The 12,807-nt window shown below is 70.8% G+C and carries 10 protein-coding genes; 3 read left to right on the top strand and 7 right to left on the bottom strand.

Going from position 1 to position 12,807, the window contains the following annotated elements; genetic code table 11:
• Nucleotides 1–5: 5 nt before the first annotated feature.
• Nucleotides 6–1,187 carry an AI-2E family transporter gene (locus tag TBR22_RS10630; RefSeq protein ID WP_239492957.1) on the bottom strand — a complete coding sequence of 394 codons (1,182 nt, stop codon included), beginning with the start codon at nt 1,185–1,187 and terminating at the stop codon, nt 6–8.
• 81 nt (nt 1,188–1,268) lie between these two features.
• Nucleotides 1,269–2,372: a P1 family peptidase gene (locus TBR22_RS10625; protein ID WP_239492956.1), complete on the bottom strand. Its 1,104-nt coding sequence runs from the start codon at nt 2,370–2,372 to the stop codon at nt 1,269–1,271.
• Between the two features lie 221 nt (nt 2,373–2,593).
• Here TBR22_RS10625 and TBR22_RS10620 point away from each other — a divergent pair, with 221 nt between their 5' ends.
• Nucleotides 2,594–3,349 carry a response regulator transcription factor gene (locus TBR22_RS10620; protein WP_239492955.1) on the top strand — a complete coding sequence of 252 codons (756 nt, stop codon included), beginning with the start codon at nt 2,594–2,596 and terminating at the stop codon, nt 3,347–3,349.
• A gap of 60 nt (nt 3,350–3,409) precedes the next feature.
• On the opposite strand, the gene TBR22_RS10615 is transcribed toward TBR22_RS10620, so the two are convergent.
• Nucleotides 3,410–4,411, bottom strand: coding sequence for an inorganic phosphate transporter (locus TBR22_RS10615; RefSeq protein WP_239492954.1), 1,002 nt, complete (start codon nt 4,409–4,411; stop codon nt 3,410–3,412).
• A 15-nt stretch (nt 4,412–4,426) separates the two neighbouring features.
• Nucleotides 4,427–5,047, bottom strand: a complete 621-nt coding sequence (locus TBR22_RS10610) for a DUF47 domain-containing protein (RefSeq protein WP_239492953.1) — start codon at nt 5,045–5,047, stop codon at nt 4,427–4,429.
• Between the two features lie 267 nt (nt 5,048–5,314).
• On the opposite strand from TBR22_RS10610, the gene TBR22_RS10605 reads away from it, so the two are divergent.
• Nucleotides 5,315–6,580, top strand: a complete 1,266-nt coding sequence (locus TBR22_RS10605; RefSeq protein WP_239492952.1) for a glucose-1-phosphate adenylyltransferase — start codon at nt 5,315–5,317, stop codon at nt 6,578–6,580.
• Between the two features lie 79 nt (nt 6,581–6,659).
• On the opposite strand, the gene TBR22_RS10600 is transcribed toward TBR22_RS10605, so the two are convergent.
• Entirely contained in the window at nt 6,660–8,939 is a 2,280-nt protein-coding gene (locus TBR22_RS10600; protein WP_239492951.1) for a bifunctional SulP family inorganic anion transporter/carbonic anhydrase, read from the bottom strand.
• Between the two features lie 73 nt (nt 8,940–9,012).
• Here TBR22_RS10600 and TBR22_RS10595 point away from each other — a divergent pair, with 73 nt between their 5' ends.
• Nucleotides 9,013–11,238, top strand: a complete 2,226-nt coding sequence (locus tag TBR22_RS10595) for a winged helix-turn-helix domain-containing protein (RefSeq protein WP_239492950.1) — start codon at nt 9,013–9,015, stop codon at nt 11,236–11,238.
• Here the strand turns inward: TBR22_RS10595 and TBR22_RS10590 are convergent, their stop codons facing one another.
• Nucleotides 11,239–11,751, bottom strand: coding sequence for a histidine phosphatase family protein (locus TBR22_RS10590; RefSeq protein ID WP_239492949.1), 513 nt, complete (start codon nt 11,749–11,751; stop codon nt 11,239–11,241).
• Nucleotides 11,741–12,676, bottom strand: a complete 936-nt coding sequence (locus TBR22_RS10585) for a CHAD domain-containing protein (protein ID WP_239492948.1) — start codon at nt 12,674–12,676, stop codon at nt 11,741–11,743. Before TBR22_RS10585 ends, TBR22_RS10590 begins: the two co-directional genes overlap by 11 nt.
• Nucleotides 12,677–12,807: the final 131 nt, after the last annotated feature.

The following is a 12,807-nucleotide window of genomic DNA, read 5'->3' as shown; positions in this document are numbered from 1 at the left end:
GTCGGCTACTCCGACAGGTGCACGTCGTCGGGGTCGAGCACCTGCACCTCGCCTTCCGTCGTGGCGATCACGGGCGCGACGGAGGCTTCGGCGGGCACCGACGGCAGATTGTCGGCAAAGGCCAGGCCGAACAGCTCCCACGACGTCTGGAACAGCGCCGCGATGATCGGGCCGATGATGAACCCGAGGGCGCCGAACATCATGATCCCGCCGAGCGTCGAGAACAGGATCATGAGGTCGTGCATCTCCGTGTCACGACCGACCAGCCGCGGGCGGAGCACGTTGTCGATCGATCCGACCACGAGGCCGCAGAACGCCGCCAGCATCACCGCGCGTCCCCAGTCGCCCGTCAGCCCCAGGTACAGGCAGGTCGGCACCCACACGAGGGCGCCGCCCAGCATCGGGATCACCGACAGCACGACCATGATCGCGCCCCAGAACGACGCATGCTCGACGCCAGCCACCCAGAAGGCGATACCGGCCGTCGTCCCCTGGACCAGGCCGATCACCAGCGTGCCCTTGAGGGTGGCGCGCGTCACCGACACGAACTTGTCGAGAAGAAGGTCTCGCTCGCCCTCGCGCAACGGCAGGAACCGGCGCATCGCCTGGAGCAGGTCCGGGCCGTCAAGCAGGAGGAAGAACACGGTGTAGAGCAGGATGAAGAAGTTGAACAGGGCCGACACCGTGCCGAGTGTCGTGTCCGAGAGCGACGACACCACGAACCCGCCCGCGCTGGCCGCCCACTGCCCTGCCTTCTGCAGGATCTCCTCACGGTAGGGCTCGAAGTACTCCCCGTAGGGCATGCGCTCCAGCACCGGCCCGAGCATGCTCGGCTGCGACGAGACGCGCTCGATCCACGGCCGGACGCTGGCGCTGAGCCGGATGGCTTCCGTGGTCACCATGTAGGCCACGAGCCCCAGCGGCGCCGCGACGACGATCACGCCGACGAGCAGCGTTGCCGCGGCGGCCAGCGGACGTCGGCCGCGAAGGACGCCGACCAACCGCTGGAACAGCGGATAGGCAAGCCCCGCGAAGATCGCCGCCAGCAGGATCGTCAGCAGGAAGCTGCGGATCATGCCGAGGAACACGACCGTGATCCCCAGCACGAAGATCAGCAGGAAGGCGCGGCGGAACCGGTTCTCTCGAAAGGGCAGCGGCTGGCCGAGGACGTCTGACGCGATGGGCACGACGCCCCATGATAGCCGCGACCAGGGCTGCCCCTGCGCGCGACACGTCACGCGTGACGCCTCGTCGAGCCGGCGCGGCCGCTACCGCAGGTCGCGCACGGCCGGCCACCCCTCGAGGCCGGTGGCCTGTTCCACGCCGCGCAGGATGGCGTGCGATGCGGCCTCGGCCGCCACGGCACCGATGGCCGTCAGCGAGGCCGACGACGTCACCCGTCCCGTCGAGATGGTGATCACCTGATCGCCGTCGCCGTTGGTGTGGTACGGGTTGATGGCCCGCGCAGCGCCGGTGTTGGCCATCATCGCCAGCTTGGTGAGGCTGGTCTTGTCCAGCGCCGCGTTGGTCGCGATGACCGTGAGCGTCGTGGCCCGGAACGGCTCGTCGTCGAGGCGGCGTTCCGCTCGCGGACCGACCGCCTCGAGATCGCGTCGCAGTTGCGCGGCGCTGTCGACGAACGTGCGGCCGTCCAGGTTGCGGGCGCCCGCCACGATCCGTCCCGTCCTCCAGTCCCGGATGTCACCCGCCGCGTTGACGACGCTCAGCGCCGCGACGACGATGTCGCCGGCCCGCACCGCGACCGTCCCGACGCCGCCCTTCATCCCGCCCATCTTGCGGCCGCGAAACATCTTGCCGACGGTCGCCCCGGCCCCCACCCCGACACTGCCCTCGGCCACCGCGGCCGAGGTCGCCGCCTCGCAGGCGCGGATGGCCAGGCCCGCATCCGGCCGGATGCGACCATCGCCCAGCGCGAGGTCATCGATCACCGCCCCGACCACGATCGGGATGCGGACGTTGGGGATGCCCCAGTCGTAGCCGACCTTCTGCTGTTCGAGGTAGCGCACCACGCCGCTCACGGCCTCGAGTCCCATCGGGCCGCCGCCGGTGAGCAGCAGTCCGTGGATGTGCTGCAGTGGGCTGACGGGTTGCAGCATCACGCCGAGCATCTCGCCGGGCGCGGATCCGTCGTAGTCCACCCCGGCGATCACCGGCGCGTCGAAGAGGATGGCGGTGCACCCGGTGGGGCGTCGCGGGTCGGTCGCGTGTCCCACTCGAATGCCCGGGACGTCGGTCAGCGACCCGGCGCCCTGCGCTGTCCCCTGAGCCGCCGCAGGGGCGAACCTTGCGGCCGCCAGGCTGCCGGCAAGCGCGGTCGAGCACTCACGGACGAAACGACGACGGCTGTGCATGGGCGGACTCTACACTCAGCCGGCCAGCCTGCTCAACGCGAACGAGGGCCCCGACGCTCCTCCGGGCGGCAGACGCTCCCGGTCAGTGCGCAATGTCGACACGCGGAGGCCCGAAACCCAGAATTTACGCATCCGTCACGACCGGGAAACGGGCCGGCCGTAGCGTGGATGGCACGCATGCACCTTCCTCAGCGCTTGCCCTCCTGCTCCTGGAGTCCGACGTGACGCCTGCGCCCATGCCGGGCCACGACGCCAGGTCGCCGGCCATGTTGGCAGCGTCCCCGCCCACCCGCATCCTGGTCGTCGAGGACGAGCACGACATCGCGGGCCTGGTGAAGCACGCGCTGGAGCGGGAGCCGGGCACCCGTGTCGAGATGGTCGCCAGCGGCGATGCCGCCCTGCGCGCCGTGGCCGAGCGCCCCCCCGACCTCATCGTGCTGGATCTCAACCTTCCGGTGCTCTCGGGATTCGAGGTCTGCCGCATCCTCCGATCGCGCCCGGCCACCAGGCACCTGCCGATCATCATGCTCACGGCACGCACGACGGAGGTCGATCGCGTGTCGGGCCTCGATCTCGGCGCCGACGACTACGTCACCAAGCCCTTCAGCCTGCGTGAGCTGGCGGCGCGCGTCCGCGCCGTGTTGCGGCGGCCACGCGAGGCCCCGGAACGCTCGGCCACCACCGCGGTGTACCGCGGCGAGCGCCTGACGGCAGACTTCTCCGCCGTCGCGGTCCACGTCGATGGCGCGCCCGTGCGGCTCACGCGTCGGGAGTTCGAACTGCTGCAGTACCTGGTGGAGAACCGCGGCCGCGTGCTCTCGCGCGATCGGCTGCTCGAGCAGGTGTGGGGCTACGACACGCAGATCGAGACGCGATCGGTCGACGTCCACATCGGGCGGCTGCGCGCGAAGCTGGGGCCGGCGGGCGCGCAGATCGAGACGGTCGTGGGTCTGGGCTACAAGTTCACGGAGTCGTAGCCGGCGCGGCGTGAGTGCAGGCGCGGTCGCCCGGACCGCCCACGTCACGTCCGGGGCCGGTCAGTCGGCCCCGACCACCTTCAGTACGCCGTAGGTCACCGCGCCGACGGTCGCGGCCGCCGGAATGGTGAGCACCCACGCCCACACGATCCGGCTGGCGACGCCCCAGCGGACGGCCGAGAGGCGCCGCGTGGCGCCGACGCCGACGATCGAGCCCGTGATCGTGTGCGTGGTGCTGATGCCCACGCCCATGAGCGTCGCGATGAGGATGGCCACGGCCGCTCCGGTCTCGGCGGCGAACCCGCCCACCGGCGCCAGCTTGGTGATCTTGGTGCCCATCGTCCTGACGATGCGCCAGCCACCCGACAGCGTGCCGAGCCCGATCGCCAGGTGCGCCGACAGGACCACCCAGAACGGCACGTCGAAGGTGGAGATGTAGCCGGCGGTGAAGAGCACGCCGGTGATGATGCCCATCGTCTTCTGGGCGTCGTTGGCGCCGTGCATGAGGCTGAAGAGGGCCGCCGACAGCAGCTGCAGCCGGCGGAACAGCGCGTCGACGCGGGCTGGCGCCGTCCGGCGGAAGATCCAGAAGGTGGCCGTCATCGTGCCGAGGCCGACCATCAGGCCCACCGTCGGAGCGATGACGATGAAGATGAGCGTCTTGGTCCAGCCCGACCAGATGATGGCTGGCAGCCCGGCCTTGGCCACGGCCGCCCCGGCGTAGCCGCCGAACAGGGCGTGCGACGAGCTGGTGGGCAGGCCGTAGTACCAGGTGATCAGGTTCCAGACGATGGCGCCGGTCAGCCCTGCGCCGATCACGGCGAAGGTCACCACCTTCAGATCGACCATGCCGGAGCCGACGGTCTTGGCCACCGCCGTGCCGAACGCGAACGCGGCGACGAAGTTGAAGAAGGCGGCCCAGATGACCGCCTGGCCGGGCGACAGGACGCGCGTCGACACCACCGTGGCGATGGAGTTGGCGGCGTCGTGGAAGCCGTTGATGTAGTCGAACGCCAGCGCCAGGATGACCAGGACGATGACGACGGGGAGGGCTGCGTCCATGAGAGCGGGCGTGGCCTAGGCGTACTTGACGACGACGCCTTCAATCTCGTTGGCGACGTCCTCGCATTCGTCGGTGGCCCGCTCGAGCAGGTCGAGGATTTCCTTCCACTTCATGACCTCGATGGCGTTGGTCTCCTCGGAGAACAGCCGGCCGATGGCCTCGCGATGGATCTGGTCGGCCTCGTTCTCGAGCCGGTTGATCTCGACCACGAAGGGGTCGATGCCCTGGCGGCTCTCGAGCTTCTGCGTGGCCAGCAGGATCTGGTCGGCGCACTTCTGGATGATGGCGGCCAGTTCGCGGGCGCCGTACCGCAGCGACTGCACGCGATAGAGGCGGATGCAGCCACCGGCGGCGTCCATCATGTCCATGACGTTGTCCAGGTACAGGATCAGCGTGTGGATGTCCTCGCGGTCCAGCGGCGTGACGAAGGTCTGGTTGAGGCGATGGAGCGCATCGTGGGCGACCTGGTCGCACTGGTGCTCGAGCGCCTTCAGTTCGTCGGCGGCGTCCCAGCGCGGCATGTCGCCGGAGAGCATGTCGACGAGCACGGCCGAGGCCTTCTTGATCTCCTGGGCCAGTTGGATGAAGTCGTCGAAGAACCGGCCGTCTTTGGGAATCAGGCTGAATCGAGCCACACCGTCTCCTAGGCGAACACGCGTGGTTGGTCCGAGGGGATCACGACCGAGGCACCGAGGTGGGCGGGAGCGTCACACGCATGGACGAGAACCGTCGCGCAGGCCCCGCGGCACGCGAAGGCGAGGCCATCATATCCCTGAGGTAAGGGCCCTCCCTGTAAATTCGGCGTAAACAAGTGGCGGGGCGAGGCACATTGGTGGCACGTACGCTCTGCCGGGGCGGGCACCTTGCCAGTTGGCCACGACGGGAACTAAGGTGAGGGCACCATGCATTCGGTGCTGACCCTCATCCTGGGTGGTGGCCGCGGGAACCGGCTCTTCCCGCTCACGTGGACCCGCTCCAAGCCGGCCGTGCCGATCGGCGGCAAGTACCGCCTCATCGACGTGCCGGTGAGCAACTGCCTGCACGCCAACCTGCGCCGCATCTTCGTGCTCACGCAGTTCAACTCGGCGTCGCTCAACCGGCACGTGGCCCAGAGCTACCGCCTCGACCACTTCTCGCAGGGCTTCGTCGACATCCTCGCCGCCGAGCAGACGCCCGACAGCACCTCGTGGTTCCAGGGGACCGCCGATGCGGTGCGGCAGGCGTGGCGGCACTTCCACTCGATGCCGGCCGACCACATCCTGATCCTGGCCGGCGACCACCTGTACCGGATGAACCTGGGCGAGTTGATCACCGACCACATCGAGCAGGACGCCGACGTGACGATCGCCGCGCAGCCGTGCGATCCGGAGACCTCCACCCAGATGGGGATCTTCCTGTTCGACGGGGCCGGCCAGATCTCGGGCTTCGAGGAGAAGCCGAACCTCGAGCGCCTCGGGCAGATCGGCCAGAGCGTCCCCCGCGACAGCCGCGTCGCCTCCTGGATCTCGCCGCAACGCCCCTTCATCGCGTCGATGGGGATTTACGTGTTCTCCAAGCAGGTGCTGCTCGACGCGCTCGAGCAGTACGCCGATGCGGTCGACTTCGGCAAGGAGATCATCCCGGCGGTGATCAACACGCACCGGGTGCGCGCCTTCCTGTACCGGGGCTACTGGGAGGACGTCGGGACCATCGGGTCGTTCTTCGAGGCGAACCTGAAGCTCACCGACCCCAGGCCGGCCTTCACGTTCCACGACGCGACCTGCCCGATCTACACGCATCCGCGCTTCCTCGCCGGCTCCACCCTCCAGGGCGCGCGCGTCAACCGGGCCGTCGTCGCCGAGGGATGCGTGCTCGACCAGTGCGAGATCGACCGCGCCGTGGTGGGCATCCGCACGCAGGTGCGCGCCGGCGCGAAGATCACCAACACCGTGCTGCTCGGCGCCGACTACTACAACCGCGAAGTGGACGACACCGGCGTGCCGCTCGGCATCGGCAAGGACGTGGTGCTCGACCGGGTGATCGTCGACAAGAACGCGCGCGTCGGCGACGGCGCGCGACTGGTCAACGCCGCCGGCGTCCAGGAGGCCGACGGCAACGGCTACTTCATCCGCGAGGGCATCATCATCGTGCCCAAGGGCGCGACGATCTCGCCGGGCACGATCGTCTGACGGCCAAAAGAACGGCCTCGTGCCGGGAGGCACGAGGCCGGCGCTCCCAGGGTCGGGAACGTCGTCTGGGGAGAGTTGGTCAGGCGGTGGCGCGCACCGGCGGCTCCAGTGCCTGCACCTCGGCGCCGGCGTCCACGAACCGCTCGGCGGCCTGGTCCCACACCGTGACCTTGGCCCGCTTCAGGTCGAAGTACCACCCGTACAACCGCAAGGTCCCGGCCTCGAGGCCCCGCGCCACCGATGGGTAGGTGCGCAGGCGATCGAGTTGCTCGATGACGTTGGTCCGCGCCAAGTCGTTGTGAGGCGAGGTGGCCGACGGATGCACCGGCGCCTTCCCCATCCCCATCGTGGCGTGCCGCGTGAGCGACGAGGTGCCGTGCGACAGCCAACGCGACAGCGAGCCGCCCAGCGTCTCGTGACCGCCGAGCAGCGCCTTCATGGCGCCGCACTCCGAGTGCCCGCACACGACGATGCTGTGCACCTTCAACACGTCGACGGCGAACTCGATCGCCGAGCCCACCGAGTCGTCTCCGCCGGGCGCCTGCGTCCACGAAGGCACGATGTTGCCGATGTTGCGGAGTACGAAGATGTCGCCCGGATCGGCGTTGACCAGGTCGGCCGGCACGATGCGCGAGTCGGCGCAGGTGATGAAGAGGGCCTGCGGGGTCTGGCCGACGTCGGCCAGGTGGCTCAGCAGCGGCCTGACGTCGCGGGAGGTCGTCGCGTTGAAGGCGGCCGCCCCCTGCAGCAGGGGCTCGGTCCCGTCGGTCGCGGTCGCCGCCATCGACGTCTCCTTGCGCGCCCGGCGCCGGAGCGCCCCGAGCAGGCCGTCGAGGCGCGACTTGTCGAAGTGCGGCGTGCCCTTGGCCGCGTTGGCGTACCAGTGCTCGTGCAGTTCGTCGATGTCCACGGTGCCGCCGAGGCGCTCGTGCGACACGCGCCAGGCGTGGAGCGCCTCGAAGGCGGCGTGATCCATGAAGTCCACCGTCAGGTCCACGTCCACGTGGCTGCCGGCCGGAATCCGCTCGAGGGCCGTCGTCAGGCTCGGAATGCCCACGAAGGTCATCGAGCCGCCGATCCGCACGTGGTAGCGCCCCTGGTCTTCCTCCACCTGCACGTTGGTCTCCGACAGCCGCTTGAGCAGGAGCACCACGGCGAGGGCCAGCCCGACGCCGATCCCCGGCAGGAGCCCGAGCACGACCACGCCGGTGACGGTGATGAGGTAGATCAGCGACTCCCGGAAGGTCATCAACGTGCGGATGTGGTGGGCGTCGACGAGCCGCATCCCCACGTGCACCAGCAGGCCGGCCAGCACGCAGAGCGGGATCATCTCGATCCCCCAGCCGAGCAACAGCACGAACAGCAGGATCCAGACGCTGTGCAGGATGGCCGACAGCTGCGACTTGGCCCCGGCGTTGATGTTGGCCGACGACCTGACGATGACGCCCGTCACCGGCAAGCCGCCGAGCAGGCCGGAGATCGTGTTGGCCAGCCCCTGGCCGACGAGCTCCCGATCGAGGTTGGCGCGTGGGCCATCGTGGAGTTTGTCGGTCGCGACGGCGCACAGCAGGGATTCCACGCTGGCTACGGCCGCTACCGTGACCCCACCGATCAATACCGCCGTCCAGTGTGCGGCCGAGGGCCACGCCGCCAATTGCAGCCCCGCGGAAAAGCCGCCCTGCAGGTTGATGCGCTCGACGTCGAGACCGAGCAGTAGCGACGCGCCAGTGGCCGTCATGACCGCCACCAGGGAGGCGGGCACGGCCGAGAGCGGCCTGGGCACCCACTGCCAGGCCAGCAACAGCGCGATCGTCGCCAGTCCGAGGAACGCCGCCGGCGCGTGCAGGTCGCGCAACTGCGCCGGCAACTCCTGCAGGTTCTTCAGCGCGTGGCTCTCCGGCGCGCCACCGAGCACGACGTGCAGCTGAGCCAGCGCAATCGTGATACCAATGCCTGCGAGCATGCCGTGGACCACGGCCGGCGAGACCGCGAGACAGAGCCGGGCGATGCGCGCCGCGCCGAGGGCCATCTGGATGAGACCGCCCAGCACGATCGCCGCGCCGACGAGCCGCCAGTCGCCGAACTGCTCGACGAGGCCGAACACGATGGCGGTGAGCCCGGCCGCAGGACCGGTCACCTGCAGCGGTGCGCCGGCGACCACGCCGGTGACCAGGCCACCGACGATGCCGGCGATGAGGCCGGCCATGATGGGAGCGCCCGACGCCAGCGCGATGCCGAGCGACAACGGGATGGCGATGAGGAACACGACCAGCGACGCCAGGACGTCCTGGCGCGGCGCGGAGAAGAGTCCCGGACGACGGGCCGGGGGCGCAGCAAGCGTGACGTTGGACCTGGCCATGGGTTCCCTACTATGCATGTCCGGGCCGCAGGCGAAGTGACGGACTTGATCGGATTGGTGTGATGTTTCGGTGATGGCAAGCGAAGTCGTTTCCTATCAGTGCGATGACGTCGTCATCGACATGCGCGCGGGACGCGTCCTGCGAGCCGGGACAGCCGTGCCGCTCGAGCCCAAGGCCTACGACCTGCTCGTGCTGCTGGTCTCGCGCGCGGGTGAGCTGGTGACCCGGCAGGAGGTGCTCGATCGGGTGTGGGCCGGGGTCTACGTCACCGATAACGCCGTGGCGCGCGTGGTGGCGCAGATCCGCCGGGCGCTGGGCGACTCGGCCCGTGATTCGCGGTTCATCGAGACGGTGCCGACGCGGGGTTACCGCTTCATCGCCCCCGTCACCCGGCAGGTGGCGCCGCCGGTCCTCCCCGAGGCCACGCCCGAGCCGGCCGTGGCGCCGCCGCCGACCACCGCATGGGCCGACCGCCCCGCCGAGCCGCCCGGCCGGGCCCGCGAGCCGGTCGGGCCATCGGCGCCGGTCAGCCATCCGTGGTGGGCCGCCGGGTTCGCGCTGCTCGCGCTCGTCGCGGTCCTGCTGGCATGGCGCTCCCAGGGCCCCACGACGGCCCGACGCGGCGCCGTCGAAGCCACCTCGCGACAACAGGTCACCTCGTCGGCGGCGCTCGACGCCTACCCGGCCTGGTCGCCTGACGGCCAGTCGCTCGCCTACGCCAGCGACCGCAGCGGCAGGTTCGAGATCCTGATCCGCGATCTCGCGCTCGGCGGCGACCGACTCGCGCTCACCGCCGACGGCCAGCACAACGTCCAGCCGGCGTGGTCGCCCGACGGGTCAGCGGTGGCCTACCATTCGTCGGGGCGCGGCGGCATCTGGATCGTCTCGCGCACCGGCGGCACGCCGCGCCAGGTGTCGACCTTCGGCTCGCGCCCGTCGTGGTCGCCCGACGGCAAGCGGCTCGCGTTCCAGGGCGGCGCCTACACCGAGCCGGGCGCCTCCGCGTTCGAGACCTTCGGACCGTCGAGCCTGTGGGTCGTGGACGCCGCCGGGGGCACTCCCCGCAGGGTCACCGAGGGCTGGCGCCCCGAGGGCAGCCATGCGCGGCCGACCTGGTTCCCCGACGGGCGACGCCTCTTCTTTGCCAGCCAGGGCCTCCACGCGACTTCCTTCTGGACGGTCGACCTCGCCTCGGGTGCGCTGACGCGCGTGCACGAGGCCGGCACCCGCGCCCTCGACGCCACGCTCGCCCCCGACGGACGGGCGGTCTACTACGTCCGCCTCGAGGACCACAGCGAGGTCTGGACGCTGCCGCTCACGCCCGAGGGCACGGCGGGTGGCCCCGAGCAGCGACTGTTGCCCCCGGGCGAACTGGACCTGCGCTTCGTCGCCGTCCACCCGGCAGGCAAGGCCATGGCCTACGTCGCCATGTCGACGGTGAGCGGCCTGCGCACGCTGCCCCTCCGGCGCGATGGTCTGCCCGCCGGCCCGTCGGTGCGATTGGCCGAGGACGCCGTGCGCACGGCCCGCCGCCCCTCGTTCAGTCCCGATGCGCGGCAGGTCGCCTTCGAGCGCCAGGCCGCAGGACAGCCGCCCGGCCTCTGGCTGCTCGACCTCGCGGCGGGCCGGGTCCGCCCACTGACCCGTCCCGGCATCGCCGCACGCGATCCGGTGTGGAGTGCCGACGGGCAGTTCGTCTACCACGAGACCGGGGACGGCGCCGACGCCACGTTGCAGGCCTGGCGGGTGGCCGATGGCACGTCCAGGATCGTGACGCGCCTGGCCGACGGCGGCGACGTCCTGTTGCGGCCGCGGCTCTCGCCCGACGGGACGACGCTGGCCTACACCCGGTCGGCCGAGGGCCAGCTCGAGGTCTGGACGCGCGACCTTGCCCGGGGACGCGCGACGCGGGTGGCGCGACTGGGCGACGGGGTCGCCTTTCCGGTGTGGTCACCGGATGGTCGTGCGGTGGCCGTGGACGTGTGGCGCGACGGCCACGCGCAGGCGCACGTGGTCGACCTGGCGACCGGCGCGGTGACGCAGGTCTCGAGGGACGTCGAGCACGCGTGGGTCCGGAGCTGGTCGCCCGACGGGCAGCGCGTCTCGTTTGCCGGCGCGCGCGACGGACGATGGAACGTCTGGACGGTAGGCCGCGACGGACGAGACCCGCGCCAGCTCACCAACTACGGCGACGAGCACCACTACGTGCGCAATCCGGAGTGGGCGCCGACCGGCGACCGCCTCGTCTACGAGTTCGCCAGCTTCTCGGGAAACGTCTGGGTGGTCGGCCTGCCCTGATCAGGCGCGGTCGCCGATCAGCCGCAACTGCCTCGGCGTCAGGAACCACTCGAGACGCCCGGGGCCCCGCGTCCCGAGGCCCTGCGTCCCGATGGCCATCGCGGCGCCCTTGCGGAACTCGAGCGGTCCCTGCAGGTGCAGCAGCGCGGCGGCCAGTTCCGACAGCATCGGCTCGTGCCCGACGAGGACCACCGTGCCCGACAGGCTGCGGGCGCGGAGCGCGCTGATGACGGTGGCCGGCCCCGTGTCCGGCCGCAAGGCCTCGAACAACGACAAGCGCGGGGACGGCGTCAGGGCCTTGGCCAGGATCTCCGCGGTCTGGCAGGTCCGCACCAGCGGACTGGTGAGCAGGGCATCGACCGGGGCGATCACTTCCGCCAGTCCGCGGGCCGCCGCCTTCCACTTGCGGAGGCCGTCGCGGCTGAGCGGCCGCTGCTCATCGTCGGGCCACGCGCTGCCCTGTTCCTCCGCAATGGCGTGCCGCACCAGCACGAGACGGACTTCAGCGTCCATCGGGTCTCCTGATCCGTCCGGGCACCGGCCCGCGGACACGCGGGGCGATCCGGTCGAGGGTGTCGTCGGCAATCCGCGTCAGTGCTGACGCCGATCGCAGGTACGCGGCGTGCAGTTGCGCCGACTCGGTCTCGAGGGCCGCGACGACGCGCGCCGCCTCGTGCTGCAGGTCCTCGCCCGGCGCCGCCTCGGGCAGGTCGTGCAGCAGCGTGAGGAGGACATCCAGGTCGTGTAGCCGGCCGAGCACGTCCTGCGCGGCCTTCAATCGGGCGAGGGGGCGCGTGAGCCGGACCAGCCCTGCCTCGGCCGTCATCTCGAGCGCATATCGCAACTTCTTGGTGGCGATACGCACCTCGTGCAGGGGCTCGGGGTGGTAGAGAGCCCCGGTGCGAACGATGCGGTCACGCAGGTCCCGCGCACGGTCGGCGAGCCGGCGCGCCAGGGTCGTGCGCCACGTGAGGTCGCCGGATGCGGCCCGCACCGCTTCGAAGGCCTCGAGTTCTGTCGCGAGCACGGCCACCTGATGCGGCGACAGGGCGGCTCGCAGGTCGGACACAGGCTCGCGCCGACGACGGGCCAGGTCGCGGAGCCAGGCGCGCCGGAGGCGCTGGGCATCGCGGCCTTGCCAGTCGCGCTCGGCCAGCATCTGACCGGCGACGTCGAGTTCCCGCACCGGTCCGAGGGCGCGCGTGAGGTCCCGCAGTCGCCGACGCAATGGCTTGAGCCGCACCTCGTCGAGGCCGCGGCCGAGCACGGGTGCCACCTCGCGCAACCGCCGTGACGCGACCCGCGCCTGGTGCACGCCCTCGACCTGCCCTCGCCGGGCGCCGCGCACGTGGGCCCGGAGGGCGGCGTGGCGGCGCGCGATCAGCGCCGCCAGATCGCGCGGCGGCACGAGGCGGCGAGGGCGGCGCGGGTCGGCCATCGAACGACCACTCTAGCATCGCGCACGCTGGCCAGATCGCCGATTTTACGAGATTGAAACAACCGTGAAACGCGCGTCCGCTAGTCTGCCCCGATGCACCGGAGCCGGAGAGCCCTCGCCTGCTGCCTGGT

This window comes from Luteitalea sp. TBR-22, from assembly GCF_016865485.1.
Taxonomy (GTDB): Bacteria; Acidobacteriota; Vicinamibacteria; order Vicinamibacterales; family Vicinamibacteraceae; genus Luteitalea.
Note: the sequence above shows the minus strand (reverse complement) of the source record. Positions and strands in the feature narration are given on the sequence as shown.